General features: G+C 71.0%; 25 protein-coding genes and 3 tRNA genes. 12 read left to right on the top strand and 16 right to left on the bottom strand.

Annotated features, from left to right (window positions below; genetic code table 11):
- Window positions 1-11 precede the first annotated feature (11 nt).
- Window positions 12-818, bottom strand: coding sequence for a hypothetical protein (locus tag AB0E88_RS15760; RefSeq protein WP_361630125.1), 807 nt, complete (start codon window positions 816-818; stop codon window positions 12-14).
- Between the two features lie 216 nt (window positions 819-1,034).
- Window positions 1,035-2,474: a DUF2252 domain-containing protein gene (locus tag AB0E88_RS15765; protein ID WP_361630438.1), complete on the bottom strand. Its 1,440-nt coding sequence runs from the start codon at window positions 2,472-2,474 to the stop codon at window positions 1,035-1,037.
- 353 nt (window positions 2,475-2,827) lie between these two features.
- Between AB0E88_RS15765 and AB0E88_RS15770 the strand changes: the two genes are divergently transcribed.
- Complete coding sequence (locus AB0E88_RS15770; protein ID WP_361630441.1) at window positions 2,828-3,841, top strand: aminoglycoside phosphotransferase family protein; 1,014 nt, start codon at window positions 2,828-2,830, stop codon at window positions 3,839-3,841.
- 97 nt (window positions 3,842-3,938) lie between these two features.
- Here the strand turns inward: AB0E88_RS15770 and AB0E88_RS15775 are convergent.
- Window positions 3,939-4,022 (bottom strand) — tRNA-Leu (locus AB0E88_RS15775).
- Between the two features lie 635 nt (window positions 4,023-4,657).
- Between AB0E88_RS15775 and AB0E88_RS15780 the strand changes: the two genes are divergently transcribed.
- From AB0E88_RS15780 to pknB, 6 genes are all read left to right on the top strand, one after another.
- Entirely contained in the window at window positions 4,658-5,533 is an 876-nt protein-coding gene (locus tag AB0E88_RS15780; protein ID WP_361630128.1) for a DUF3662 and FHA domain-containing protein, read from the top strand.
- Between the two features lie 10 nt (window positions 5,534-5,543).
- Window positions 5,544-6,053, top strand: coding sequence for an FHA domain-containing protein (locus AB0E88_RS15785; RefSeq protein ID WP_361630131.1), 510 nt, complete (start codon window positions 5,544-5,546; stop codon window positions 6,051-6,053).
- Window positions 6,054-6,193: 140 nt separating this feature from the next.
- Complete coding sequence (locus tag AB0E88_RS15790; RefSeq protein ID WP_361630134.1) at window positions 6,194-7,747, top strand: Stp1/IreP family PP2C-type Ser/Thr phosphatase; 1,554 nt, start codon at window positions 6,194-6,196, stop codon at window positions 7,745-7,747.
- Between the two features lie 27 nt (window positions 7,748-7,774).
- Window positions 7,775-9,211: an FtsW/RodA/SpoVE family cell cycle protein gene (locus tag AB0E88_RS15795; protein ID WP_361630137.1), complete on the top strand. Its 1,437-nt coding sequence runs from the start codon at window positions 7,775-7,777 to the stop codon at window positions 9,209-9,211.
- Window positions 9,208-10,695 carry a penicillin-binding protein 2 gene (locus AB0E88_RS15800; RefSeq protein ID WP_361630140.1) on the top strand — a complete coding sequence of 496 codons (1,488 nt, stop codon included), beginning with the start codon at window positions 9,208-9,210 and terminating at the stop codon, window positions 10,693-10,695. Before AB0E88_RS15795 ends, AB0E88_RS15800 begins: the two co-directional genes overlap by 4 nt.
- 169 nt (window positions 10,696-10,864) lie before the next feature.
- Window positions 10,865-12,859: a Stk1 family PASTA domain-containing Ser/Thr kinase gene (pknB, locus tag AB0E88_RS15805; protein WP_361630143.1), complete on the top strand. Its 1,995-nt coding sequence runs from the start codon at window positions 10,865-10,867 to the stop codon at window positions 12,857-12,859.
- Between the two features lie 94 nt (window positions 12,860-12,953).
- Here pknB and AB0E88_RS15810 read toward each other — a convergent pair whose 3' ends face one another.
- The 5 genes from AB0E88_RS15810 to AB0E88_RS15830 form a co-directional block, all read right to left on the bottom strand.
- Window positions 12,954-13,694 carry a class E sortase gene (locus tag AB0E88_RS15810; RefSeq protein ID WP_361630146.1) on the bottom strand — a complete coding sequence of 247 codons (741 nt, stop codon included), beginning with the start codon at window positions 13,692-13,694 and terminating at the stop codon, window positions 12,954-12,956.
- Between the two features lie 11 nt (window positions 13,695-13,705).
- Window positions 13,706-14,947: a class E sortase gene (locus AB0E88_RS15815; RefSeq protein ID WP_361630149.1), complete on the bottom strand. Its 1,242-nt coding sequence runs from the start codon at window positions 14,945-14,947 to the stop codon at window positions 13,706-13,708.
- Window positions 14,944-15,582: an aminodeoxychorismate/anthranilate synthase component II gene (locus AB0E88_RS15820; protein ID WP_361630152.1), complete on the bottom strand. Its 639-nt coding sequence runs from the start codon at window positions 15,580-15,582 to the stop codon at window positions 14,944-14,946. Before AB0E88_RS15820 ends, AB0E88_RS15815 begins: the two co-directional genes overlap by 4 nt.
- Window positions 15,579-15,740, bottom strand: coding sequence for a hypothetical protein (locus AB0E88_RS15825; protein ID WP_361630155.1), 162 nt, complete (start codon window positions 15,738-15,740; stop codon window positions 15,579-15,581). Before AB0E88_RS15825 ends, AB0E88_RS15820 begins: the two co-directional genes overlap by 4 nt.
- Window positions 15,741-15,896: 156 nt before the next feature.
- Window positions 15,897-16,679 carry a DUF881 domain-containing protein gene (locus AB0E88_RS15830; protein WP_361630158.1) on the bottom strand — a complete coding sequence of 261 codons (783 nt, stop codon included), beginning with the start codon at window positions 16,677-16,679 and terminating at the stop codon, window positions 15,897-15,899.
- Between the two features lie 140 nt (window positions 16,680-16,819).
- Here AB0E88_RS15830 and crgA point away from each other — a divergent pair, with 140 nt between their 5' ends.
- On the top strand, window positions 16,820-17,074 hold the full coding sequence (gene crgA / locus AB0E88_RS15835; RefSeq protein WP_361630161.1) for a cell division protein CrgA: 255 nt from the start codon (window positions 16,820-16,822) through the stop codon (window positions 17,072-17,074).
- A gap of 269 nt (window positions 17,075-17,343) precedes the next feature.
- On the opposite strand, the gene AB0E88_RS15840 is transcribed toward crgA, so the two are convergent.
- Both AB0E88_RS15840 and AB0E88_RS15845 read right to left on the bottom strand, forming a co-directional pair.
- Window positions 17,344-18,240, bottom strand: a complete 897-nt coding sequence (locus AB0E88_RS15840) for a rhomboid family intramembrane serine protease (protein WP_361630164.1) — start codon at window positions 18,238-18,240, stop codon at window positions 17,344-17,346.
- Between the two features lie 144 nt (window positions 18,241-18,384).
- Complete coding sequence (locus tag AB0E88_RS15845; RefSeq protein WP_361630167.1) at window positions 18,385-18,918, bottom strand: peptidylprolyl isomerase; 534 nt, start codon at window positions 18,916-18,918, stop codon at window positions 18,385-18,387.
- A 323-nt stretch (window positions 18,919-19,241) separates the two neighbouring features.
- On the opposite strand from AB0E88_RS15845, the gene AB0E88_RS15850 reads away from it, so the two are divergent.
- Window positions 19,242-19,955 carry a DUF5324 family protein gene (locus AB0E88_RS15850; RefSeq protein ID WP_361630170.1) on the top strand — a complete coding sequence of 238 codons (714 nt, stop codon included), beginning with the start codon at window positions 19,242-19,244 and terminating at the stop codon, window positions 19,953-19,955.
- A 229-nt stretch (window positions 19,956-20,184) separates the two neighbouring features.
- Here AB0E88_RS15850 and AB0E88_RS15855 read toward each other — a convergent pair.
- Window positions 20,185-20,257: transfer RNA gene (locus AB0E88_RS15855), tRNA-Ala, on the bottom strand.
- 182 nt (window positions 20,258-20,439) lie between these two features.
- Here AB0E88_RS15855 and AB0E88_RS15860 point away from each other — a divergent pair.
- Window positions 20,440-20,988, top strand: a complete 549-nt coding sequence (locus AB0E88_RS15860; RefSeq protein ID WP_361630173.1) for a DNA-binding protein — start codon at window positions 20,440-20,442, stop codon at window positions 20,986-20,988.
- Between the two features lie 133 nt (window positions 20,989-21,121).
- Window positions 21,122-22,585, top strand: a complete 1,464-nt coding sequence (locus AB0E88_RS15865) for a protein kinase (RefSeq protein WP_361630176.1) — start codon at window positions 21,122-21,124, stop codon at window positions 22,583-22,585.
- Here the strand turns inward: AB0E88_RS15865 and AB0E88_RS15870 are convergent.
- Window positions 22,549-23,844 (bottom strand): hypothetical protein, encoded by a 1,296-nt coding sequence (locus AB0E88_RS15870; RefSeq protein ID WP_361630179.1) that lies wholly within the window; start codon window positions 23,842-23,844, stop codon window positions 22,549-22,551. The two genes, AB0E88_RS15865 and AB0E88_RS15870, sit on opposite strands and share 37 nt — an antisense overlap.
- A gap of 158 nt (window positions 23,845-24,002) precedes the next feature.
- Entirely contained in the window at window positions 24,003-24,131 is a 129-nt protein-coding gene (locus tag AB0E88_RS15875) for a DLW-39 family protein (RefSeq protein ID WP_003999697.1), read from the bottom strand.
- A gap of 391 nt (window positions 24,132-24,522) precedes the next feature.
- Here AB0E88_RS15875 and AB0E88_RS15880 point away from each other — a divergent pair, with 391 nt between their 5' ends.
- Window positions 24,523-24,909 (top strand): DUF6344 domain-containing protein, encoded by a 387-nt coding sequence (locus tag AB0E88_RS15880; RefSeq protein ID WP_361630182.1) that lies wholly within the window; start codon window positions 24,523-24,525, stop codon window positions 24,907-24,909.
- A gap of 144 nt (window positions 24,910-25,053) precedes the next feature.
- Here the strand turns inward: AB0E88_RS15880 and AB0E88_RS15885 are convergent, their stop codons facing one another.
- From AB0E88_RS15885 to AB0E88_RS15895, 3 genes are all read right to left on the bottom strand, one after another.
- Window positions 25,054-25,272: a hypothetical protein gene (locus AB0E88_RS15885; RefSeq protein ID WP_361630185.1), complete on the bottom strand. Its 219-nt coding sequence runs from the start codon at window positions 25,270-25,272 to the stop codon at window positions 25,054-25,056.
- Window positions 25,273-25,413: 141 nt separating this feature from the next.
- Window positions 25,414-25,490 (bottom strand) — tRNA-Ile (locus AB0E88_RS15890).
- A 90-nt stretch (window positions 25,491-25,580) separates the two neighbouring features.
- Entirely contained in the window at window positions 25,581-26,288 is a 708-nt protein-coding gene (locus AB0E88_RS15895; RefSeq protein WP_361630188.1) for a DUF3566 domain-containing protein, read from the bottom strand.
- Window positions 26,289-26,294: the final 6 nt, after the last annotated feature.

Consider the following 26,294-nt stretch of genomic DNA (forward strand, 5'->3'; position numbering starts at 1 on the left):
GGGCGACGGTCCTACGGCTGCTGCCCGACCAGCGCCGCCAGTTCCGTCTCACGGGCGGTGATGTCGCTCTGCAACTGCCCGGCGATCTCCACGAGCAGCTGGTCGGGGTCGTCCGGGGCGAGGCGCAGCATGGAGCCGATCGCGCTCTCCTCCAGTTCCCGCTGGAGCACCGTGAGCAGGTCCTTGCGCTGGGCGAGCCACTCCAGGCGGGCGTACAGCTCCTCGCTGGGGCTGGGCCGGCGCTCCGGCGGCACCGGGCCGGCCGCCCACTCCGCGACCAGCTCGCGCAGCTCGGTCTCGTCGCCACGGGCGTAGGCGGCGTTGACCCGGGTGATGAACTCCTCGCGCCGCACGCGCTCGCTCTCCTCCTGGGCCAGGTCGGGGTGGGCCTTGCGGGCCAGCTCCCGGTACAGCCGGCGCGCCTCCTCGCTGGGCCGCACCCGCTGCGGCGGCCTGACCTGCTGCTCGGTGAGCATCGCGGCCGCTTCCGGGAACAGCCCGGACTCGTCCATCCAGCCGTGCATCAGGTCCTCGACCCCGGGGATCGGTTCCAGCCGGGCCCGCAGCTCCCGCGCGCGGCGCTGGTCCTCGGGGTCGCCGGTGCGCTCCGCCCGGGCCTCGGCGATCCTGGCGTCCAGCTCCTCGATACGGGCGTACATCGGGCCGAGCCGCTGGTGGTGGAGGCGGGAGAAGTTCTCGACCTCCACCCGGAACGTCTCCACCGCGATCTCGTACTCGATCAGCGCCTGCTCGGCGGCCCGCACGGCCCGCTCCAGCCGCTCCTCGGGCCGCGACTGCTCAGCTTCCGGGGTCGTCACCCGGCCAGCGTATGCGCTGTGCCGGGCCCGCGCCGGTGACGAGGGTTTTGGTGCCGCTTATGACCGGCTTCTCCACGCTGTGGTCACCGTCACACACGCCCCGGCCACCGCCGTCGTGGTGTGGCGTCCCCCACCGTGACTCACACCCCCGCCACGGCGTTGCCTCCCCCACGGCGACTCACACCGCCCTCATGGCGTTGCTCCCCCCACCGTGACTCACACCCCCGTCTCCGCCGCGATCCTCCCCGTCCTGATCGCCGCCACCAGGTCCGTGTGGTCCGCCTCCGTGCGGTCGGCGTAGGCCAGGGCGAACGTGGCGATCGCCTCGTCCAGTTCCTCGTTCTTGCCGCAGTAGCCGGCGATGACGCGCGGGTCGGCGCTGTGCGAGTGGGCGCGGGCCAGCAGCGCGCCGGTCATGCGGCCGTAGTCGTCGACCTGGTCGGCGGCGAGGGCGGCCGGGTCGACACTGCCCTTGCGGTTGCGGAACTGCCGGACCTGGAAGGGGCGGCCCTGCACCGTCGTCCAGCCCAGCAGGATGTCGCTGACGACCTGCATGCGCTTCTGCCCCAGCACCACCCGGCGACCCTCGTGCTCCACGTCCGGCACCGCGAAGCCGGCGGCGGCCAGATGGGGCACCAGGGCGGACGGCCGGGCCTCCTTCACCTGCAGCACCAGCGGTTCGCCCCGGTGGTCGAGGAGCAGCACGACGTACGACCGCGTGCCCACGCTGCCCGTACCGACGACGCGGAAGGCGACGTCGTGCACCGCGTGCCGGGCCAGCAGCGGCAGACGGTCCTCGGAGAGGGTGGAGAGATAGGACTCCAGCGACGCGGCCACCGCCGCCGCCTCGGCGTCGGGTACCGCCCGCAGCACCGGCGGCGCGGGCACGAACCGGCGCCCGCCGTCCTCGGCCGGCTCCGTCGACTTCGCCGCGAAACGGCCGCTGGTGTTGGCCCGCGCCTTCTCCGAGACGCGCTCCAGCGTGCCGAGCAGATCGTGGGCGTCGGTGTGGGAGACCAGTTCCTCGTCGGCGATGGCGTTCCACGCGTCCAGCACCGGCAGCTTCGCCAGCAGCCGCATGGTGCGCCGGTAGGCACCCACCGCGTCGAAGGCGGCCTGGCGGCAGACGTCCTCGTCGGCGCCGGCCTCGCGTCCTGCGAGCACCAGCGAGGCGGCGAGCCGCTTCAGGTCCCACTCCCAGGGTCCCGGCACGGTCTCGTCGAAGTCGTTCAGGTCGATGACCAGTCCGCCGCGCGCGTCGCCGTACAGGCCGAAGTTCGCGGCGTGCGCGTCCCCGCAGATCTGCGCGGTGATCCGGGTCATCGGCGTGCGTGCGAGGTCGTATGCCATCAGGCCGGCGGATCCGCGCAGGAACGCGAACGGTGTGGCCGCCATCCGGCCGACCCGGATCGGCGTCAGTTCGGGCAGCCGGCCCTGGCTCGACTCCTCCACCGCGCTCACCGCGTCCGGACGGCCGGCGTCGAGATCCAGCTCGGCGTGCGCCCGGCGCGGCACCCGGCGGCGCAGCGCCTTGCCCTCCTCCTTCGGCGAGCCCGCCCCGGGCCACTCGGCGAAGCCCCGTACCCGGGGAAGCCGCCGCAGGGCGGCCGTCGCCGTCCCCTCCGCCCGCGTGGACGCCTTCGGCCCTCCCTGCACCTCGGACACCACCGCACCGATCTCGGTCACCGCGACCGCCTCCCCCGAACATCAACCGACGGGACATCAACCGATCGGACATCAACCGACCGGACATCAACCGACCGGACATCAACCGACCGAACCAGAGCCGCGCGGCACCAGCCGCGCGACCACCAACGCGTGGAGACCGTACAGCCGGTGGCCGGATCCCGTCAGACCTGGGGACGACTCGGCGGTTGTGGACAACCCGGGCCCCCTTTCCAGCCACCGGGCCGCCGGGAAATCCCGGTGCCCGGACACCGCCCGGCGGTGTAGAGATGGGGGCGATGACGACCTCGGACAAGACGACGCTCCAGGAGCCGCCACCCCCGATGCACGAGGGCGAGGCCTCCACCGATCCCGCCCTCGTCCGCCGCCTCCTGCGCGACCAGTTCCCGCGGTGGGCGCACCTGCCCGTCACCCGCCTCGCCTCCGGGGGGACGGTGAACGCGATCTACCGCCTCGGCGACGAGCTGACCGTCCGGCTGCCGCTGCTCGCGGGCGGCGCCGAGGACCTCGACGACGAGGCGCGCTGGCTGCCGCGGCTCGCCCCGCTGCTGCCGGTGCCGATCCCCGAGGTGGTCGCCCTGGGCGAGCCCGCCGAGGGCTACCCGCACCGGTGGGCGATCCACCGCTGGCTGGACGGCGAGGTCCTCCACGAAGGCGAGGCGTCCGACGACCTGGCCCGCGACCTGGCGGCCTTCGTCACCACCCTGCGCCGAGCCGCCGACCCCGCCCACACCGCCCACACCGCCGACTCCGCCCTCGCCGACGGCCCCGCCCACACCGCCGACGGCCCCGCCCACACCGCCGACGGCCCCGCCCACACCGCCGCCGACCCCTCCCACACCGCCGCCCACACCGCCCTCGCCGACGGCCCCCGGGCCTACCGGGGCGCCCCCCTGCGCACGGTCGACGACGGGACCCGCGCGGCGATCGAGGAACTGCGCCGCACGGACGAGCCCTTCGACGCGGACGCGCTCCTCGCCGCCTGGGACACCGCGCTTCAGGCGCCGGACTGGACGGCAGCCCCCTGCTGGACGCACTCCGACCTCATGCCAGGCAATCTGCTGGGCGCCGGCGGCCGGCTGGCCGGCGTCCTCGACTTCGGCACGGCCGGCGTGGGCGACCCGGCCGTCGATCTCATCCCGGCGTGGAACCTGCTCACGCCCGGCACCCGCCGCGTCTTCCGCGACGGTGCCGACACCGACGACGCCACCTGGGCGCGGGGCCGCGGCTGGGCCCTGTCCATGGCGGCGACCCAACTGCCGTACTACCGGCACACCAATCCGGTGATCTCCGCCAACGCCCGTTACGTCCTGCACCAGATCCTGGACGACCGCTGAGACCTTCCTCACAGCGGACCCGGCCGGATCCACGGCCGCACCCGGCCATGAAAACGACGAGAGGCCGGTCGTTGAACGACCGGCCTCTCGCCTGTTGTGCGCGAGGGGGGAGTTGAACCCCCACGCCCTTGCGGGCACTGGAACCTGAATCCAGCGCGTCTGCCTATTCCGCCACCCGCGCATTGCGTGTGTCCTCCGGCTCCGTTCCTTTCGGCCCGGCGCCTTCCGACACCCAGAACATTAGCACGTCGTCCGGGGTGGATTCACATCCCTTCCCGCCGGCCCCCGCCCCCGCCCCGCGACCAGCGCGGCCCGGCGCCCGCACCCCCTGAACAGCGCGTCCGGTGCCGCACCCCGGGCAGCGCCCCGGCACCCTGGGAGCCCCGCGCAACGGCCGCCGGCACGCCGGGCGCCCCGCGCAACGGCCCCCAGCAGCCTCATGCCCCGCGCAACCGCCCGCGGCGCCCCGACAGCCCCACACCCTCCGCGCAACCCCCCGCGCCCCTCAGGTCTCGGCCGCACCCCCGGCACGTATCAACCTCGTACCGGTCCCGGCCGTCCCCCTTCAGGCGGAGGGAGCGCACAGCCGGGTGCGGGACACTGGTTTGCGGCCGCCTCTACGATCCTGGGCAGAAGTACCCCGCAAGGGGTACGAGGCATCAAGGACTCACCGAGGTGTCGACACCCAGTCGACCGGGCCGACAGGGGGAACCAGCCGATCGACCGGCGCGTGGATACGATCAGTAAGCAGTACCAGGTAGGGCAGTACCCGCACGGCGGGCAGCAGGACGGCAGGATCGACGGAGGAGGTGCCCCATGGGAGTCCTGAAGAAGTTCGAGCAGCGCCTCGAAGGTCTGGTCAACGGCACCTTCGCCAAGGTCTTCAAGTCCGAGGTCCAGCCCGTGGAGATCGCCGGTGCGCTCCAGCGTGAGTGCGACAACAACGCGACCATCTGGAACCGCGACCGCACGGTGGTCCCCAACGACTTCATCGTCGAGCTCTCCACCCCGGACTACGAGCGGCTGAGCCCCTACTCCGGACAGCTCGGCGACGAACTCGCCGGGATGGTGCGCGACTACGCCAAGCAGCAGCGCTACACCTTCATGGGCCCGATCAAGGTCCACCTGGAGAAGGCCGACGACCTCGACACCGGTCTGTACCGGGTGCGCAGCCGCACGCTCGCCTCGTCCTCCAGCCAGCAGGCGCCCGGCGCGCCCGCGGCGGGGCAGCAGGGCGGCTACGGCTACCCGCAGCCCGGACGGCCGGCCGCGCACGGAGCGCCCGGCGCGCCCGCCGCAGCGCCCCCCATGCCGTCAGCCCCGCCGCCCGGCGGCCGCCCCGGCGGGTACGGCTACCCGCAGCCGGCGAGCCCCCAGCGGCCCCCGGCCACCGCGCCGGCGTCCGGCGGACGCACCCGCTACTGGATCGAGATCAACGGCACCCGCCACCAGATCTCCCGCCCGACGCTGGTGCTGGGTCGCAGCACCGACGCCGATGTGCGGATCGACGACCCCGGCGTGAGCCGCAGGCACTGCGAGATCCGGACCGGAACGCCCTCGACGATCCAGGATCTCGGATCCACCAACGGCATCGTGGTGGACGGGCAGCACACCACCCGCGCTACGCTCCGCGACGGCTCGCGGATCGTCGTGGGCAGCACCACCGTTATCTATAGGCAAGCCGAAGGGTGAAGCGGGGGCAATGTCAGAGCTGACCCTCACGGTCATGCGGCTGGGTTTCCTGGCCGTCCTGTGGCTGTTCGTGATCGTGGCCGTGCAGGTCATCCGCAGCGACCTGTTCGGAACGCGCGTCACACAGCGCGCCGCCCGGCGGGACGCCGGCCGGCCGCAGCAGGCCCAGCGCCAGGCGCCACCGCAGCAGCGCCAGCAGCAGGGCGGCGGCCGCCAGCGCCGTAACGCCCCCACCAAACTCGTCGTGACCGAGGGCACGCTCACCGGCACCACCGTCGCGCTGCAGGGCCAGACCATCACCCTGGGCCGGGCGCACGACTCGACGATCGTGCTGGACGACGACTACGCCTCCAGCCGCCATGCCAGGATCTACCCGGACCAGAACGGTCAGTGGATCGTCGAGGACCTGGGCTCCACCAACGGCACGTACCTCGACCGGACGCGGCTGACGACCCCGACGCCGATCCAGCCGGGCGCGCCGATCCGCATCGGCAAGACCGTCATCGAGCTGCGGAAGTAGTGCTACGTCATGAATGAGCGCGAGCGGAGCGAGCACGCAGCGGCGGTTCACACCCCGGACCCCGGCGCGCTCCCGACCGGAGGGTGGGCAGTGTGGCTCGACACGACCGGCTGCATGCGGAGCCGACGGGCGAGGTGGGCATGAGTCTGTCACTGCGCTTCGCCGCCGGATCGCACAAAGGCATGATCCGCGAGGGCAACGAGGACTCCGGGTACGCCGGTCCCCGGCTGCTCGCGATCGCCGACGGCATGGGCGGGCAGGCGGCCGGTGAGGTCGCCTCCTCCGAGGTGATCTCCACCATCGTCGCCCTCGACGACGACATCCCCGGTTCCGACATCCTCACCGCGCTCGGCGCCGCCGTGCAGCGCGCCAACGACCAGCTGCGGCAGATGGTCGAGGAGGACCCCTCGCTGGAGGGCATGGGCACCACGCTCACCGCCCTGCTGTGGACGGGCCAGCGCCTCGGCCTGGTGCACGTCGGCGACTCCCGCGCCTACCTGCTGCGCGACGGCGTCCTCACGCAGATCACGCAGGACCACACCTGGGTGCAGCGTCTGGTCGACGAGGGCAGGATCACCGAGGAAGAGGCCACCACCCACCCGCAGCGCTCGCTGCTGATGCGCGCCCTCGGCAGCGGCGACCACGTCGATCCGGACCTGTCGATCCGCGAGGTGCGGGCCGGCGACCGCTATCTGATCTGCTCCGACGGGCTGTCCGGAGTCGTCTCCCACCAGACGATGGAGGACACCCTCGCCAGCTACCAGGGCCCGCAGGAGACCGTGCAGCAGCTGATCGAGCTGGCGCTGCGCGGCGGCGGCCCCGACAACATCACCGTGATCGTCGCCGACGTCCTGGACCTGGACACCGGTGACACGCTCGCCGGGCAGCTGTCCGACACGCCGGTCGTGGTCGGCGCGGTCGCCGAGAACCAGCACCACCACCACGACAACGGCATCATGCAGACGCCCGCCGGCCGCGCCTCCGGGCTGGGCCGGCACGCCGCGCCCGGTGGTGGCGGCGGTGAGTTCGGGCCGCCCGGCTCGGGCGACACCACCGGCTTCATCCCGGCCGGCAGCTTCGGCGACTGGGACGAGGACGACTTCGCCAAGCCGCGCAAGAGCCGCAGGTGGATCAAGAGATCCCTGTACTCGGTGCTGGCGCTGGCCGTCATCGGCGGCGGCCTGTACGGCGGCTGGCGCTGGACCCAGACCCAGTACTACGTCGGCGCCAAGGACGAGCACGTCGCGCTGTACCGCGGCATCAGCCAGGACCTGGCGTGGGTGTCGCTGTCGAAGGTGGAGACGGACCACCCCGAGATCGAACTCAAGTACCTGCCGCCCTACCAGCAGAAGCAGGTCAAGAACACGATCGCGGAGGGCGACCTCGCCGGTGCCCGCAAGAAGGTCGACGAGCTCGCCGTGCAGGCCTCCGCCTGCAAGAAGCAGGCCGAGCGCAACGCCGCCGAGAACGAGCACAACGCGAAGACGGGTCAGGGCGAGGCCGGAGGCACCACGGGAACCACTCCCGCCTCCTTCACGTCCAAGGTCACACCGACCCCTTCGGCCACAGGAAAACCGGGCACGAAGACCCCGTCGACCCCGTCCACCTCACCGACCCCCACCGCCCATCCCAGCCCCGGCCCCAGCCTCTCGGAGGAAGAGCAGAAGGTCGTCTCGCTGTGCGGTAAGCAGTAGGCAAGCCGTGAGAGGCCCTGTCACACGATGAGCAGTACTACCAACACGTCGTCGCACCACACGTCCACGATCGGCGCCATCGGCGCGCCGAGCCGGCGCAACACCGAGCTCGCGCTGCTGGTCTTCGCGGTCGCCATCCCGGTGTTCGCCTACGCCAACGTCGGGCTCGCGATCAACGACAAGGTGCCCGCCGGTCTGCTGAGCTACGGCCTGGGCCTCGGCCTGCTGGCCGGCGTCGCCCATCTCGTCGTCCGAAAGTTCGCGCCGTACGCGGATCCGCTGCTGCTGCCGCTGGCCACGCTGCTCAACGGCCTGGGACTGGTCGTCATCTGGCGGCTGGACCAGTCGAAGCTGCTGCAGTCCATCAAGCAGGCCGGCACCGCGGCGCCGCGGCAGCTGATGTACACCGCGATGGGCATCGCGCTGTTCATCGTCGTGCTGATCTTCCTCAAGGACCACCGCGTCCTGCAGCGCTACACCTACATCTCCATGGTCGGCGCGCTGTTCCTGCTGCTGCTGCCGCTGGTGCCGGGTCTCGGGCAGAACATCTACGGCGCGAAGATCTGGATCTCCGTGGCCGGTTTCTCCATCCAGCCCGGTGAGTTCGCCAAGATCGTGCTGGCGGTGTTCTTCGCCGGCTATCTGATGGTGAAGAGGGACGCGCTCGCGCTCGCCAGCCGCCGCTTCATGGGCCTGTACCTGCCGCGCGGCCGTGACCTCGGCCCGATCCTGGTGGTCTGGTTCATCTCCATCCTCATCCTGGTCTTCGAGACCGACCTCGGTACCTCCCTGCTGTTCTTCGGCATGTTCGTGATCATGCTGTACGTCGCCACCGAGCGGACCAGCTGGATCGTCTTCGGTCTGCTGATGTCCGGTGCCGGCGCGGTCGGCGTCGCGAGCTTCGAGCCGCACGTCCAGCAGCGTGTCCAGGCCTGGCTCGACCCGATGAAGGAGTACACGCTCTCCCGGCAGGGCGTCGCCGGCCACTCCGAGCAGGCGATGCAGGCGCTGTGGGCGTTCGGCTCCGGCGGCACCCTCGGCTCCGGCCTCGGCCAGGGCCACAGCGACCTGATCCGGTTCGCCGCCAACTCCGACTTCATCCTCGCCACGTTCGGCGAGGAGCTGGGCCTGGCCGGCCTGATGGCGCTGCTGCTGATCTACGGCCTGATCGTGGAGCGCGGCGTGCGCACCGCCCTCGCCGCCCGCGACCCGTTCGGCAAGCTGCTCGCCATCGGCCTGTCCGGCGCGTTCGCGCTGCAGGTGTTCGTCGTGGCCGGCGGTGTGATGGGCCTCATCCCGCTGACCGGTATGACGATGCCCTTCCTGGCGTACGGCGGTTCCTCCGTCATCGCCAACTGGGCCCTGATCGGGATCCTGATCCGGATCAGCGACACCGCGCGCCGCCCGGCCCCCGCGCCCGCCAGCAACCCCGACGCCGAGATGACCCAGGTGGTCCGTCCGTGAACAAGCCCCTGCGCCGCATCGCGATCTTCTGCGGCCTCCTGGTCCTCACCCTGCTGATCCGGGACAACTGGCTGCAGTACGTCAAGGCCGACTCGCTCGCCACCGACAAGGACAACCGCCGCGTCACCATCGCCCGCTACTCCACCCCGCGCGGCGACATCATCGTCGGCGGCGGGGAGGCGATCACCGGCTCGGCGAAGACCAGCACCAGCGGGCTGAACGACCTGAAGTTCAAGCGCACCTACAAGAACGGCCCCATGTGGGCGCCGGTCACCGGGTACGCCTCGCAGGCCTTCGGCGCCAACCAGCTGGAGTCCCTGGAGGACGGCATCCTCACCGGCACCGACGACCGGCTGTTCTTCCGCAACACCCTCGACATGGTCACCGGCAAGGAGAAGCAGGGCGGCAACGTCGTCACCACGCTCAACGCCGCCGCGCAGAAGGCCGCGTTCAACGGCCTGAAGAAGCAGGGCGGCAAGGGCGCCGTCGTCGCGCTGGACCCGGCCACCGGCAAGATCCTCGCGCTCGCCTCCTACCCGTCGTACGACCCGTCGGCCTTCGCCGGCAACTCCGACGACGACGCCAAGGCCTGGCAGAAGCTGCAGAAGAAGGAGAACGCCGCCGACCCGATGCTGAACCGGGCGCTGCGCGAGACCTACCCGCCGGGCTCCACGTTCAAGGTGGTCACCGCGGCGGCCGCGCTGGAGAACGGGCTCTACCCGGACGCGGACACCAAGACCAACTCGCCGCTGCCGTGGATCATGCCGGGCACCACGACCCCGCTGAAGAACGAGGGCAACATCCCCTGCGAGAACGCCACCATGCGCGAGGCCCTGCGGGTCTCCTGCAACAGCGTCTTCGGCAAGATCGGCGCCGACCTCGGCAACGACAAGATGCTGGCGGAGGCGAAGAAGTTCGGCTTCGACGCGGAGCAGTTCACGCCGGTGCGCTCCAGCGCCTCGGTCTTCTCCGACGACATGAACAAGTCGCAGACCGCGCTGTCCTCCATCGGCCAGTTCAACACCGCGGCCACCCCGCTGCAGATGGCCATGGTCGCCTCCGCCGTCGCCAACGACGGCAAGCTGATGAAGCCGTACATGGTCGACCAGCTCCAGACGTCGAACCTCGACCCGATCGAGCAGACCGACCCGCAGGAGCTGAGCCGGCCGCTGTCGCCGAAGAACGCGCAGGTCCTGCAGTCGATGATGGAGACCGTCGTCAAGGACGGCACCGGTAAGAACGCGCAGATCGACGGCGTCACCGTCGGCGGCAAGACCGGTACCGCCCAGCACGGTGTGGAGAACAGCGCGAACCCCTACGCCTGGTTCATCTCCTACGCCAAGCTCGCCGACGGCAGCTCCCCGGTCGCCGTCGCCGTGGTCGTGGAGGACGAGAACGCCAACCGGGACGACATCTCCGGTGGCGGTCTCGCCGCCCCCATCGCGAAGAGCGTGATGGAGGCGGTCATCAACAACAAGAAGTGAACCGGATCACGTCGTCTGCACATTGCCGCACGTTGCGATACCGGTCCTGTATCGGGTGACGGGCTTGGCCAGGTCACACAAACCGATCCGGGTACGGTAGGCCCGGACGACAGCCTCCGGCCGCACGGGCGTGCCGGTCGGGACCGATGGAGAGGGCTGGTAGGTAGCTATGGAAGAGCCGCGTCGCCTCGGCGGCCGGTACGAGCTGGGCCAGGTGCTCGGCCGTGGTGGCATGGCGGAGGTCTACCTCGCGCAGGACACCCGCCTCGGCCGCACGGTGGCGGTGAAGACGCTGCGCGCGGATCTCGCGCGTGACCCGTCCTTCCAGGCCCGTTTCCGCCGGGAGGCCCAGTCGGCCGCCTCGCTCAACCATCCCGCGATCGTCGCGGTCTACGACACGGGCGAGGACTACATCGACGGGGTCTCGATCCCGTACATCGTCATGGAGTACGTCGACGGCTCCACGCTCCGTGAGCTGCTTCACTCCGGCCGCAAGCTGCTGCCGGAGCGGACGCTGGAGATGACCATCGGCATTCTCCAGGCCCTGGAGTACTCGCACCGGGCGGGCATCGTCCACCGCGACATCAAGCCGGCCAACGTCATGCTGACGCGCACCGGCCAGGTCAAGGTGATGGACTTCGGCATCGCCCGCGCCATGGGCGACTCCGGCATGACGATGACGCAGACCGCGGCGGTCATCGGCACCGCGCAGTACCTGTCGCCGGAGCAGGCGAAGGGCGAGCAGGTCGACGCCCGCTCCGACCTGTACTCGACGGGCTGCCTGCTGTACGAGCTGCTCACGGTACGGCCGCCGTTCGTCGGCGACTCGCCCGTGGCAGTGGCCTACCAGCACGTACGGGAAGAGCCGCAGGCCCCGTCGGTCTTCGACCCCGAGATCACGCCGGAGATGGACGCGATCGTCCTGAAGGCCCTGGTCAAGGACCCGAACTACCGCTACCAGTCGGCCGACGAGATGCGCGCCGACATCGAGGCGTGCCTCGACGGCCAGCCGGTCGCCGCCACCGCCGCCATGGGCTCGGTGGCCTACGGCGGCTACCCCGACGACCAGCACACGACCGCGCTGCGCTCCGACGGCGGCCCCGCCGGGGCGACGACGATGCTGCCGCCCATGAACCCGGACGACGGCGGCTACGGCTACGACGACCGTCCGGACCGGCGCCGCCAGAAGAAGTCCAACACGTCCACGATCCTGCTGGTCGTCGCGGCGATCCTGGTCCTTGTCGGCGCGATCCTGATCGGCAAGTACATCTTCACCGGCAAGGGCGTCGGCAACGACCAGGTGCCGGTGCCGCAGTTCATCGGGATGTCGCAGGCCCAGGCGCAGAAGATCGCCGAGAACTCGGACCTCAAGCTGGCCGCGACCGAGAAACCCTGCGCCGACCAGGCCAAGGGCAACATCTGCTCGCAGGACCCGGCGGCCAAGACCGAGGTGGACAAGAACACCACGGTCAACATCGTGGTCTCGACGGGCGCCCCGAAGGTGGCGGTGCCCAGCGTGCTCGGCAAGAGCTTCGACGACGCGAAGGCGCTGCTGGAGGGCGACCAGTACCAGTTCAAGGTCGAGAAGAAGACCGAAATCTCGGCCGAGGACCCGGGCACGGTCCTCCGGCAGGACCCGGGCCTGGGTGACGAGGTCGAGAAGGGCACCACGATCACCCTCACGGTCGCCAAGGCCGAGGAGAAGGCGACGGTCCCGGACGTCACCGGCCAGTCCTGTGACGCCGCCAAGGCCCAGATGCAGGCCAACAACCTGACCGGCAACTGCACCGAGCAGGAGACCCAGGACCCGAACCAGGTCGGCAAGGTCATCTCGACCACGCCGGGCCCCGGCCAGGAGATCAGCAAGGGCTCCACGGTCCAGATCGTCATCGGCAAGGCCCAGCAGAACCAGCAGACCCAGGTTCCGCCGATCCAGGGCCAGCGCCTGAAGGACGTCAAGAAGGCCCTGAAGGACGCCGGTCTGCAGGTCGGCAACATCCAAAACTCCTCCGACGACAACGCCGTGGTCATCAGCTCCGACCCGCCCCCCGGCAGCACGGTCAACCGGGACACTCCGGTCAACCTGACCACCTTCGGCGGCGGAGGCAACAACGGCGGCAACAACGGTGGCGGCACCCAGTTCTTCGGCGGAGTGACGGGCTAGCCCACACGCCACCGGCCGTCCCACCGGCACCAACACCGGCACGACGAAAGCCCCGGCCCCCTCACGCGGAGGGTGCCGGGGCTTCGTCGTACCGTCAGCCCGCCAGTTCCTTCGGAGGGGTGCGGGCGCTGTCGACCTTGTCGACGCGGACCAGTTCGCCCCACACCACGTAGCGGTAGCGGGAGGTGTAGACGGGAGTGCAGGTCGTCAGGGTGATGTAGTGGCCCGGCTTGGTTTTGCCGGACTCCTTGGGGACCTGGCCGAGGACCTCGACGTTGTACTTCGACGTCTCGGGAAGGACGGCGTACACCTTGTAGACGAACCACTTGTCCTTCGTCTCGAAGACGATCGGGTCGCCCTTCTTCAGCTTGTCGATGTTGTGGAACTTCGCGCCGTGCCCGTCGCGGTGCGCGGCGAGGGTGAAGTTGCCGTCCTTGCCGGTCGTCGGCAGCGTCGCCTTGACCGGGTCGATGTAGTAGCCGGCGACACCGTCGTTGAGGACGTCCGTGGTGGTGCCCTTCTCGACCAGCACCTCGCCGTTCCTCATCGCGGGCACGTGCAGGAAGCCGATGCCGTCCTTGGTGTCGAGCGCCCCGGGCCCGGTGTCCTTCCGGGCCCAGTGCTCGCGGACCTTGTCGGCCTGCCGGCCGGCCGCCCGGTCGGCCACGACGTTGGTCCACCACAGCGAGTAGACGACGAACAGGCCGAGCACCAGGCCCGCCGTGATGAGGAGTTCACCGAAGACGCTCACCGCCATGGCGATCCGGCCGGTGCCCCGGCGACGCCCCGCCGGTCGAGGGGACGACGTCCCGGTGTCCTCTGCGGTCGCTGCCACTGTCCCTAGCCCTAACTGACGAGCGCATCCGGCTTGCCCTTGCTGCGCGGCCGTTCCTCGACCATCTTGCCCCAGACGATCAGCCGGTACTTGCTCGTGAACTCCGGCGTGCATGTCGTGAGGGTGATGTAGCGGCCGGGTGCGGTGAAGCCCGAGCCCGGCGGTACGGGATCGAGCACCTTGGTGTTGCTGGGCGACGTCACCGGCAGCGTCGACGTCATCTTGTACACGTAGTAGGTGTCCTGCGTCTCGACGACGACCTCGTCGCCGGGCTGGAGCCGGTTGATGTAGCGGAACGGCTCGCCGTGCGTGTTGCGGTGGCCGGCCAGTCCGAAGTTGCCGGTCCTGTCCCCCGGCATCGCCGTTTTCAGCGGCTCCTCGCCGTAGTGGCCGACCATGCCCTTGTCGAGCACCCGCTTGGTGCTGACGCCCTCGGCGATCGGGACGACCACGTCCAGCTTGGGGATGTGCAGGATGGCGAAGCCCTGTCCGGGCTCGAAGACACCCGGGCTGCGTTTGCCGTTCGCCCAGTCCTGCTGGAGGCTGTTCGCCTCCTGGCCGGCCTGCGCGTGGGCGCGCACGTTCGTCCACCACAGCTGGTAGGTGACGAACAGCAGCATCAGCACGCCGGTCGTGATGAACAGCTCCCCGATCACCCGGCTCGCGATGACACCGGGGCTGGGTTTGCGGGCCCTGGCGAGCCGCCTCGCCTCGACGCGGGAGCGGGGAGCGGGGCCCTGCCCGTCCTGCGGAGCGTCCTGCCCGGTCGCGGCGGAGCCGTGCCGGCCCCCGCGACGCCGCTTGGCGGCCTTCCTGCGGGCCGCGCGCCCGCCGGGTGTGACTCCGGTGGCTCCAGAGGCAGATGAGCCCTCAGAGGCCGATATGGGGCCCCGTTCGCGCCCACGCCCCGGCGGCTGCGCCACCCGTAGCGCCACCGTCTCGTCGTCGAAAGGCACCCCGGAGGGTTCGTACGCCTCGGACCCGTACCTCTCGTACGCCGCGGATCCGTTGGCATCGGCCCCGTCGGCCTCGGCCCCGTGGGGCTCGGGCCCGTAGGCCTCGGCTCCGTCGGCCCCGGGCCCGTACGCCGTGGAGGGATACGGCTCGGCTGGGTGCCCCCCGTTCCCGTACCTCTCGTTCCCGTACAGCTCGTCCCCGTACGTCCCGTCCTGCGCCCCGTACGGCGACGTGCCGTAGGGCTCGTGCGGCGCGGAGCCGTACGAGTCCTTGCGCTCGGGGCGCAGCGCGGTCACGCCGTGGCCCTGCCCACCACCGGGGCGAGCCCCGCCGACCTCGCCACCGCGCCTTCGTCGCCGCACTCCACCAGCCAGTTGGCCAGCATCCGGTGCCCGTGCTCGGTGAGCACCGACTCCGGGTGGAACTGCACGCCCTCGACGGGCAGTTCGCGGTGCCGCAGGCCCATGATGATCCCGTCCTGGGTGCGGGCCGTGACCTCCAACTCGGCCGGCACCGTCGGCGGCTCGGCCGCCAGCGAGTGGTAGCGGGTCGCGGTGAACGGGGAGGGCAGCCCGGCGAAGACGCCGCGGCCCTCGTGCTCGACCAGCGAGGTCTTGCCGTGCAGCAGCTCGGGCGCCCGGTCCACCACGCCGCCGTACGCGACCTGCATCGACTGCATGCCCAGGCAGACGCCGAAGACGGGGACACCGGTCGCGGCGCAGTGCCGGACCATCTCGATGCAGACGCCGGCCTCCTCCGGCTTGCCCGGGCCCGGCGACAGCAGCACGCCGTCGAAACCGTCCTGGGCGTGGGAGGTCGCCACCTCGTCGTTGCGCAGCACCTCGCACTCGGCGCCCAGCTGGTAGAGGTACTGGACCAGGTTGAAGACGAAGCTGTCGTAGTTGTCGACGACGAGAATGCGCGCGCTCACTGGTTGTCCACCGTCACATCGTTGAAGGGAAGCAGCGGTTCGGCCCACGGGAAGACGTACTGGAACAGGAGATAGACCACGGCCACGACGAGCACGATCGAGATCAGCGCCCGCACCCACGCGTTGCCCGGCAGATGCCGCCAGATCCAGCCGTACATGCCGTCCCTTCCGTTTCCCCACGGCACCGTCACTCACGCCGTACCGGAACCAGACTAACGGCGCGGCGCCCCCGGATCCCGTGCGTCCGCAAGGTACCCGCGCGAGGCGTGCCGGTGGTGCCTCGGTTTCACGTGAAACCGAGGCGAGAGGGGCCCTTACGGCTCCACGGGCTTGGCGTAGTGGAGGTCCACGGTGCCCGAGTAGCCCGGCAGCGTCACCGTCCCGTCCTCGGCGACCTTCCAGCCGAGGCCGTAGACGTTCACATAGACCATGTAGTTCTGGATCGCCGGCGACTCGGCGAGCGCCTTCTGCAGCTTGTCGGGATCCCCGACCGCGGTGATCTTGTACGGCGGCGAGTAGACGCGGCCCTGGAGGATCAGGGTGTTGCCCACGCAGCGCACGGCGCTGGTGGAGATCAGCCGCTGGTCCATCACCTTGATGCCCTTGGCGCCGCCCTGCCACAGGGCGTTCACCACCGCCTGCAGGTCCTGCTGGTGGATCACCAGGTAGTCCGGCTGCGGCTCGGGATAGCCGGGCAGCTTGGCGGTGGCGTTCGGCGGGGCGTCGTTCAGCGTGACGGTGATCGCCTTACCGGTGACCTTCTGGGTGCCCGCGCGCTTCTCCAGCCCCGCGAGCTTGTCGTCCTGGGCCTTGGTGCTGCCGTCGTCCCGCTCGGCCAGCGCCTCCACGTCACCGCGCAGCGCCGCGTTGGCGTCGTCCAGCTCCTTGTTCTTGCGGCTGCGCTCCTGGATGAGGTCGGACAGCTTCAGCAAGGACGTGTCCGTCCGGATATTGGTGCCCTTGGCCGTGTTGAAACTCGTGATGAACAGGAGCCCGGCGAGGGCGAAAACGGCGATCGTGAGCACCCGCACGGGCCGGAAACGGGGCCCGCGGGCAGGGCTGGATCCCGTCGGGGGAGAGTCGGCAGAATTGCTCAACGTACCCTTATCTCCTTCGGCGCCGCGGAAGCACTACGCTAACGGACGCCCGGGGGAGCACTCAGTGTCCCCAGTTACGCTGCCCCGAGCCCGACCCGTTCCCTGCGCGGCCACGCAGCGCATCGACAGGAGAGACCCTCGTGCCGAAGTCACGTATCCGCAAGAAGGCCGACTTCACGCCGCCTCCGGCGAAGCAGGCGACGAACATCAAGCTGGGCACCCGGGGCTGGGTCGCACCGGTCATGCTGGCGATGTTCCTGATCGGCCTGGCCTGGATTGTCGTCTTTTACGTGACGGACGGCTCGCTGCCGATCGACAGCCTGGACAACTGGAACATCGTGGTCGGTTTCGGCTTCATCGCCGCCGGGTTCGGCGTCTCCACGCAGTGGAAGTGACGGCCACGGGCCGGTGAACTCAGCTCTGCCCACGGCTATCCGCTGAGTTATCCACAGGTCGTGCATTTATCCACACCCGGCCTGGGGAAAAGAAACGACGATCTGTGGATAACTCCTCGCGGCTTGACGCTGGTACGACTGACACACTGCTTGCCGCACACCTGTTCGCCCCCTTCCTGACCTGCGCAAACCCGGGTCGGTGACAGGGGGCACAGCTGTTCTGGCACGCTGTGCACAAGATCGGGCACTAGTTGTGGACAACCAGTCGCTCAGGTGAGCTGGGACGTTCTCAACAGGGTCATCACCACGACGGCGGCGAGCACCACCGCACAGCTGCCGTACTGCACCAGCGCCCGCCGCTCCCGGGGCGCGTGCACCATGGCGTACCCGACGAGGACACCGGCGACCAGGCCGCCGATGTGGGCCTGCCAGGCGATGCCCCCGACCCCGAAGGTGATGACCAGGTTGATCGCCAGCAGCGCGAGCACCGGCCGCATGTCGTACTTGAGGTGGCGCATCAGTACAGCCGTCGCCCCGAACAGTCCGAAGATCGCTCCGGAGGCACCCAGTGACGGCTGGGCCGGGTCGGCGACGAGATAGGTGAGCGCGCTGCCGGCCAGCCCGGAGACGAAGTACAGCGCGACATAGCGTGCCCGGCCGAGGGCCGCCTCCAGGGGGCCGCCGATCCACCACAGGCTGAGCATGTTGAACAGGATGTGGACATAGCTGCCGTGCAGGAACATCGCCGTCAGCATCCGGTACCACTGCCCCTCGGCGACGCCCTCCACCCCGCCGAGTTCCGGGACGTAGGCCCGGCCCAGGAGGAAGAAGCGGTCCTCGAAGGCGGCACCGACGGCCTGCTGCACCAGGAAGACGGCGAGGCAGAGCCCGATGAGGATCTTGGTGACCAGGCGGGGGTCCGCGGTGACCGTGCCACCGGCGAGCGTGCGCGGGCGGGACGCCGCCGTGGCCGCGCGGCCCTCGCGGGCGGAGGAGCCGCGGACGCAGTCGGGGCACTGGAAACCGACCGAGGCGTCGACCATGCAATCCGGGCAGATCGGCCGCTCGCAGCGGGTGCACCGGATGCCGGTCTCGCGCTCGGGATGCCGATAGCAGGTCGGCAGGCTGCTGCGCGCGTCCTGCGGGCTGCTCGGCGCCTGGTCCATGAGATCCCCTCGGTCGTCGGGTACGCATCCGGTGCCACTCGGGTACAAAAGGAACCGCCCTGCTCATCCTTACGGACGAGCAGGGCGATTGGTTCCCTTCGGGAGCTGCCGGACCTCCGGCGCGTCCTCCTGCCGGAGCCCTGCTCAGCCTTCGCGGGACTCCACGACGACCGACTCGATGACGACGTCCTGGAGCGGACGGTCGGTGCGCGGGTTGGTCTGGGCCCCGGCGATCGCGTCGACCACCTTCTGCCCGGCCTGGCCGGTGACCTCGCCGAAGATGGTGTGCTTGCGGGTCAGCCACGCCGTCGGGGCGACGGTGATGAAGAACTGCGAGCCGTTGGTGCCCGGGCCGGCGTTGGCCATGGCCAGCAGGTAGGGACGGTCGAAGCGCAGGTCGGGGTGGAACTCGTCCGCGAACTGGTACCCCGGGCCACCGGTGCCGTTGCCCAGCGGGTCGCCGCCCTGGATCATGAAGCCGCTGATCACCCGGTGGAAGATCGTCCCGTCGTAGAGCCTGGCCTTGGTCTTCTGACCGGTCTCCGGGTGGACCCACTCACGCTCGCCGGTGGCGAGTTCGACGAAGTTCCTGACCGTGGCCGGCGCCTGGTCCTTGAAAAGCCGGATCTCGATGTCGCCGTGGTTGGTCTTCAGGGTGGCGTAGAGCTGCTCAGCCACGATGTGCCTTCCGTTGTCTTTCTGTGACTACCCGATCCTCGCACGGTCCGTCCCGCGCGTCGCCTTCCCGAGCGGAAGCAGGGATTTCGGCCACGGGCCCACCACCCCGGCGAGCGAGTCCTGCGGGACGGGAGCGCGCCGGGCCGATCCGTGGCATTGTCGACGACAAGCTCCGTTGAATCCCGTTCGTCCGCTATTCGCCCGCGATCGCGTTCTTCGGCACCCGGATGCGCGTCCCCGCATGCCGGAGAGCACACGGGCAGGCATGATCCGCAAAAGGGTGGAAAGTCGATTTACCGTACGCCACCGAGGAGGAGGAACCCGTGACCCGCATCGACAGCGTGCGCGCCGCGACCGGTTCGGCGAAGGACAGCGTGCTGCACGCCGCGGAAGTGGTGGCGCCCTACGCCGACACCGCCAAGGAGAGGGCCGCGCACTACGCGCACGAGGCACGCGTACGGCTCGCGCCCAAGGTGACGCTGGCCGCCGAGCAGGCCCGCGCCCAGTACGGCGTCCATCTGGCGCCCCGAATCGAGCAGGCCCGCGTGCAGGCCATGACGCATGTGCCGCCGAGGGTGGACCAGGCGGCCCAGGAGGCCGCCGTACGCACCCGCAAGGCTGCCCGTCAGGCCGCCGACTACTCCCGGCCGATGATCGAGCAGGCGGTCGCCGCGGCCGGCCCCGTCCGCGACGAGGCCGCCGCCCGGGGCGCCGCCGCGCTGGCCGCACTGCGCGGACAGGTCTCGCCCAAGGAGATCCAGAAGCTGGCCCGCAAGCACCGGCGCCGGGCCCGGGCCGGCCGGATCGCGAAGGTGCTGGCGGTGGCCGGCGCCGTGGCGGGCGGGGCGTTCGCGGCATGGAAGTGGTGGGACAAGCAGGCCAACCCGGACTGGCTGGTCGAGCCGCCCGCCGCGACCGAGGTGCCCGAGTCGGGCCGTCTGACCTCGGTCGACGGCAGCGGCGACAGCGCGCTCGACCCGGAGGTCCAGGCCAAGGAGGCCGAGGAGGAAGCGGCCCGCCGCGACGACGAGGGCTGAGACACCGCACGACGGAACAGCACGACGGAACAACCCGACGGGGCAGGCGACTTGCAGGACGAGGTCACCTGCCCCGCAGTGTTGCCCCGGCGGGACCGGCTGCCCCCCTGACCGGCCGCACGACGGCCCGAGCAACCCCGCGCGCCCGGCCGCGCTCCGTCCCGCCCGGCGGAGGCACGAAAAAACGCCCCCCGATCTGCGTCACCGCAGGTCGGGGGGCGTTTCCAGGTGGAGCCTAGGGGAGTCGAACCCCTGACATCCGCCATGCAAAGACGGCGCTCTACCAACTGAGCTAAGGCCCCTCAAAAGAAGCGTCCGGCCGGAAGAACCGCGATCCGGTGGGCGCCGCAGACCAGAGTACCGGGTCCACCCGGGGATCTCGCAAAAAGATTGGGGGGTCCCCGTAGTCGACCACGCTCCGTAAGATGCTCGGCGTGGTTCGCGGCAGCGAACCGCCGTTTTGGGGAAGCGATGGGGAGACGCAATGGACGCCGCACAGCAGGAAGCCACCGCAAGAGCGCGGGAACTGCAGCGGAACTGGTACGGGGAGCCGTTGGGGGCGCTCTTCCGTAGGCTCATAGACGACCTGGGTCTGAACCAGGCCCGGCTCGCGGGGGTGCTGGGACTGTCGGCGCCGATGTTGTCCCAGCTGATGAGCGGCCAGCGGGCGAAGATCGGTAATCCGGCGGTCGTCCAGCGGGTGCAGCTGCTGCAGGAGCTGGCGGCGCAGGCGGCGGACGGCAGCGTCAGCGCCGCCGAGGCCACCGAGCGCATGGAGGAGATCAAGAAGTCGCAGGGGGGCTCGGTGCTCAACAACACCACGCAGACGACCAGCACTTCGGGCGCGCCGACGGTCAAGCGGGTGGTCCGCGAGATCCAGTCGCTGCTGCGTTCCGTGGCCGCCGCCGGGGACATCATCGAGGCCGCGGACACCCTGTCCACGACCCACCCGGAACTGGCCGAATTCCTCCGGGTCTACGGCGCCGGCCGCACCTCCGACGCGGTCGCGCACTACCAGTCCCACCAGAACTGACCCTCCCGGCCCGTCACCGAACGGGAGCGACGGCCGGTCACGGGGGTTCGCCGGTCGGTCGCCGAGGGGGTTCGGCGGCCGGTCGCGGGGGATGCAACGGGGGTGACCCGAGGGGGAGGAGCGGCGCGCAGCGATGGGTGAGGTCTTCGCCGGGCGGTACGAGCTGGTCGATCCGATCGGACGGGGCGGCGTCGGCGCCGTATGGCGGGTCTGGGACCACCGTCGCCGTCGCTACGCGGCCGCCAAGGTGCTCCAGCAGCGCGACGCGCACGCGCTGCTGCGGTTCGTGCGGGAGCAGGCGCTGCGGATCGATCACCCGCACGTGCTGGCGCCCACCAGCTGGGCAGCCGACGACGACCAGGTCCTGTTCACCATGGACCTGGTCACGGGCGGCTCGCTGGTCCATATCGTCGGCGACTACGGCCCCCTCCCCCCGGCCTTCGTCTGCACGCTGCTCGATCAGCTGCTGTCGGGTCTGGCCGCGGTGCACGCCGAGGGGGTGGTCCACCGGGACGTCAAGCCCGCCAACGTCCTGCTGGAAGCCACCGGCACCGGCCGGCCCCGGCTGCGCCTGTCGGACTTCGGCATCGCGATGCGGCTGGGCGAGCCGCGGCTGACGGAGACGAACCTCGTGGTGGGAACGCCCGGTTACCTCGCGCCCGAGCAGTTGCTGGGCGCCGAGCCGGACTTTCCGGCCGATCTGTTCGCCGTCGGTCTGGTGGCGCTGTATCTGCTGGAGGGCGCCAAGCCAGACGCCAAGGCGCTCGTGCAGTACTTCACCGAACACGGCACCCCCGGTGCGCCCAAGGGCGTTCCCGAGCCGCTCTGGCAGGTCGTGGCCGCGCTGCTGCAACCCGACCCGCAGGCACGTTTCCGCACGGCGACGGGGGCGCGCAAGGCGCTGGCCGCGGCCGTCGAGCTCCTGCCGGAACCGGGGCCCGACGACGAGCTGATCGAGATCTTCGACCAAGTCGGTCCCCTGCCGCCGGGGTTCGGACCGCACGGCCCGCTCGCCGATCCGCGGGACGTGACCGTCGTACCGCCGCGTCCTGCACAGGCCGCGTTTCCGGAGCAGACCGTCTCCCGGGCGCAGGTCCTGGCCCAGGAGCAGGCCCTGGCCCGGGAGCAGACCGTGTCGAGGGGAGAGACCCTGTCCCGGGGGGAGGCCCTGTCCCGGGGCCAGGGCGTCTCATGGGAGCAGCCCGCCTCAGGGGCACAGACCGCCCCGGGAGCGCAGGTCGCCCCGGGAGCGCAGATGGCCCCGGACGCGCAGGCGGCCCCAGGGGCACAGGCCGTTTCCGGGGCGCAGGCCGTGTCAGGAGCCCAGGCCGTCTCAGGGCAGCAGCCCGGCGACGCACCCACTGTCGACACGCCCACCCACGTCCTGCCCGTCGTCCGGTACCGCGCCGACCCCGCCACCGCGTCGTACACCACACAGGAACCCCGGAGCTCCCCCAGGGCTGTGGACACCCCGGCCCCGGCCCCGGCCACGCGCCGCCGGCGCCGCCCCGGGCCGCCCGCCCGGGTCGCCGTGCCGCTGCTGCTGCTCGCCCTCGTCTGCTACGCCGTCGGGTTCTGGGCGCTGGCCCGCGTCTGACCGGCCCGGCGCCGCGCCAGCACCGTCCAGCCGCCGAGCACCGCCAGCAGCAGGGTCCCGGTGCCGATGCCGGCCACGGCGACGGCTCTGAGCACGGGGTCACCGGACGTGCCGCCGCCCCCGGCTCCGCCCGTGGCCCCGAAGACGTCCCCCGGTGACGGCCGCCCCGCGTAGTCCGGCCCCGCCTGCGGCTCACCGTCCACGCGCACCCTGAGCGTCAGCGGCAGCGCTCCCGGGCCGAGCCGGTCGGCCACGCGCGCCGCCAGGTGCACCACCAGGTAGTACGACCCGGCGAACCGCATCGCGCCGACCGTGTCCCGCACGGAGTACCGGTTGCGGTAGGCGACCGGCGGCACGGGCGGCAGGGCCGCCGACTTCTGGGCGCCGTCGTAGCCCACGCCGACGTCGGTGACGTGGCCGCGCACCGGGTTGAACAGCGCCAGCTCCAGAGCGCCGACGGTGTAGCCGCCCCGCTCGGCGGTGCTGCCCAGCTCGGCGCCGGCGGACAGCCGCTGCCCCCACTCCACGGGCACCTTGTAGTAGAGGGACTGCCCGGGGCGTACGGCGGTCTGCCAGACGCCCTCGCCGACGAGCGGCGCCGTGGCGAACCCGGCGCCCGCCGGGCGGCTCGCCGGGGTCCCCGACGGGGGTGCGGCGGACGCCGAGTTCCAGGCCGTGGGGGCGTCGGTGGGGCCGGGCCGGGCGAGGGGCGGCTCGGTGGCGGCGGTCAGCTCCAGGGCCCACGGCTGAGGCGAGGACGCGGTGGCGGCGGACCGGCCGGCCCGTTCCACGACGACGTAGTACGCCCCGGCGCCGCGGCACGCCGACCGGCCGGAGGTGCCGGTCTCCCGTGCGCCCCAGGCCGTCACGGGACGCGGGCTGCGGGACGCGCCGAACAACTGCGTGTCATAGGAGCAGGCGCGCCCGTCGGCGTCCTGGACGGACACCTTGAGGCCGTCCGAGGCGGAGACCTCGGCGTCCCCCGGTGGGACGGCCGTGGCGGAGACGTACGCGTTCGACGAGCCGTCCAGGTCGAGCCGGAAGTAGACCGGGCCCCTGCCGGTCAGCGTGGAGCGGTAGCTGCGTCCCGGCGCCAGGCCGGCGGCCTCCCCGGTGCCCTGCGCGGCGGCGACGGTACGGGCCCCGGGGTCGTACGCGTAGGAGCCCGGTACCGGAGGGGCGGGCGCCGCCTGTACGGGTGGGGCCGTCGCCAGCCCCATGCCCAGGACCAGCAGCGCAGCCGCCGTACGCCCTCCCATACGCGCCCTCTCCCCGTTCCGCAACCGGACCGTGCCCATCCTGCCCCGGCACTCCCGCGCCCATCCGGGGTATCGCGCAATTCGCGCCGCCCGGCCCCGGCAGCACAAAACCCCGACCGCTCGGGCGGCCGGGGTCTGCTGAATTCGGTGTCGGGTGGTCAGGAACCCGTGGGCACGGAGTCGGTCGCCTCCGTCCACAGGTCCTGCTCAGCGCGATCCGCCTGAATCTGGCGGTACACGAGGAGCCCGCCGATGGCGGCCAGTGCGACCAGGAGCAGCTTCTTCACCGCGCAACCTCGTCTTTCGTTGACGTAAGGGACCTCTGGCGCCCGACTATACACACCGGCCGATACCGATCGGTGACCTGCGTCGGGGCACCAACTGGCCATACGAAGCGGCGCGATGGAAGCGGATCCCGGCCCGGCGCCCCGGCGCCCCGCCGACCCACCACCCCGGCGTCCCATGGACCCGCCGACCCGCCGTACCGCCCCGCATTACCACCGTTCCCGTCGCGGCGCTCGTCGAGGCCCCGCACGGGGCCCCGCGCGGTCGGTACGTCCATCCGAGTGGTGTTCATCGGAACATCGACGCGCCACGGGCGTCGGTCCACCACTTCGCGATCCCCATACACATCATGAGGAAAGTACGCAAATCGCCCAACCCGAAAGTGAGGGGATCATGGCCCAGAACCAGGTCAAGCAGCTGTGGACGGTCATCGTGACCGCCTTCCTCGCGCTGTTCACGGCGCTCGGACTCGTCACCACGACCGCCGCCGCGGCGGTACCGCAGAGCGAGGCGCCGCGCAACAGCAGCAGCGACGACGCGGCGACCGCCCCCGAAGCGGCGGCACCGCCACTGCCCACCTGGTCCTGGCTCCACGCCCGGTCCCTTCCCCCGACGATGAAGCAGCGCATCCGGGCCGAGGCCCACGGGAAGTCCCCCAGCTGCCGCCACCGGCCGCTCGACGACACGGCGGCGACCGACGAACAGTGCGACAGCGCCGACGTCCCGGAACGGGCCGCCATCCCCGCACAGCAGCGCCCCATGATCCCCCTGCAGCGCTGACAGCGCCGCGCACGGCGCCCACGCCGTGCTCCCACCAGCACCTTTGACGTGACGGCGATTCGCGTACAACCGCACGCGCAACACCGGCCCGGCCGCTCGCAAGAGCCGCCGGGCCTCGCCGTGTGTACGGCCAGGACCGGGACGTCAGTGATGCCGGTACTGGTCGGTCATGTTCGGCGCCTGGCCGTGGAGCGTGAGGGCGTTGAAGGACACCCGGTCGTCGCGGGCCTGGAGCCGGCGGGTCTGCTCGATGCGCAGCCCGTCGGCGTTGTGCGTACCGCTGTTGCGCCGGCGCAGCAGCACGACGATCAGCGTGCCGACCACGCCGCCGAGCAGCCCGAAGAGAACACCTATCGCGATCACACGCCCCCCAGATGACACCCCATGTGACCCGCCATGCGGAAAGACCTCCGATCCTAGCCGGAGAACGTTCCCGAGCATCGGCTGATGTCGGCCAGAAATGCCGAAGACCCCCAGCCTTCACCGGCTGGGGGTCTTCGTGTCTGGTGGGGCTAACAGGATTTGAACCTGTGGCCTCATCCTTATCAGGGATGCGCTCTAACCAACTGAGCTATAGCCCCGCCGCGCTCTGCGGTGTATGTCCCGCGCGCTGACTCCTGAAGATTAGCGCACGAGGGGCGCAGTCCCAAAATCGGTTGTCCGCGACCTGCTCACTCGTCCTCGGCGAGCGTCAGCTCGACGCCGCCGACGAAGCCCGCGGAGAGGTTGTAGATGAACGCGCCGAGGGTCGCGAGCGCCGTCGCGAGGACCACGTCGATGACCGCGATGATCGTCGCGAACATCAGCACATGGGGGAGCGACAGGAAGGACTGCAGGTCGAAGCCGTTCGACTCGTTGGAGCCGGTCGCCTCCGAGATCGTGCCGCCGACCGTGGAGAACACGCCCATCGCGTCCATCACCATCCACAGCACCGCGGCGGCCACGACCGTGCAGATGCCGAGGGCGATGGAGAGCAGGAAGCTGACCTTCATCACCGACCAGGGGTCGGCCTTGGCCACCCGCAGCCGTGCCTTGCGCACCCGGGGCGTCGTACGGACTCCGGTGCGCGGGCGGCGTACGGCGTCCGACTGGTAGGCCTGCGGCGGGTGGTAGGGGTCGCCGCTCTGCTGCCCCTGGCGCTCGTCGGGCAGCGGCGAGGCCGGCTGCTGGCCTCGGGTGTCCGTCACGGTTCCCCCCTGGGATCCCTGGGTGTCGGAAGAGGGCGCGCCCTTGGCGGGCGCCTTGATCGCCTGGAGGTTGGTGGTCTGCGGGTCGTGCGCAGGGCCGTTACCGGCTGAGGCGTGCGCGGCGGAGCCACGGCCGCCGCCGTCCGTTCCCGTACTGGTACCGGTCGGTCCGGCGCCCGTGGCTCCGCTCACGCTGCT

Origin of the sequence: Streptomyces sp. NPDC028635, assembly GCF_040637635.1 — a bacterium.
Classification (GTDB): domain Bacteria; phylum Actinomycetota; class Actinomycetes; order Streptomycetales; family Streptomycetaceae; genus Streptomyces.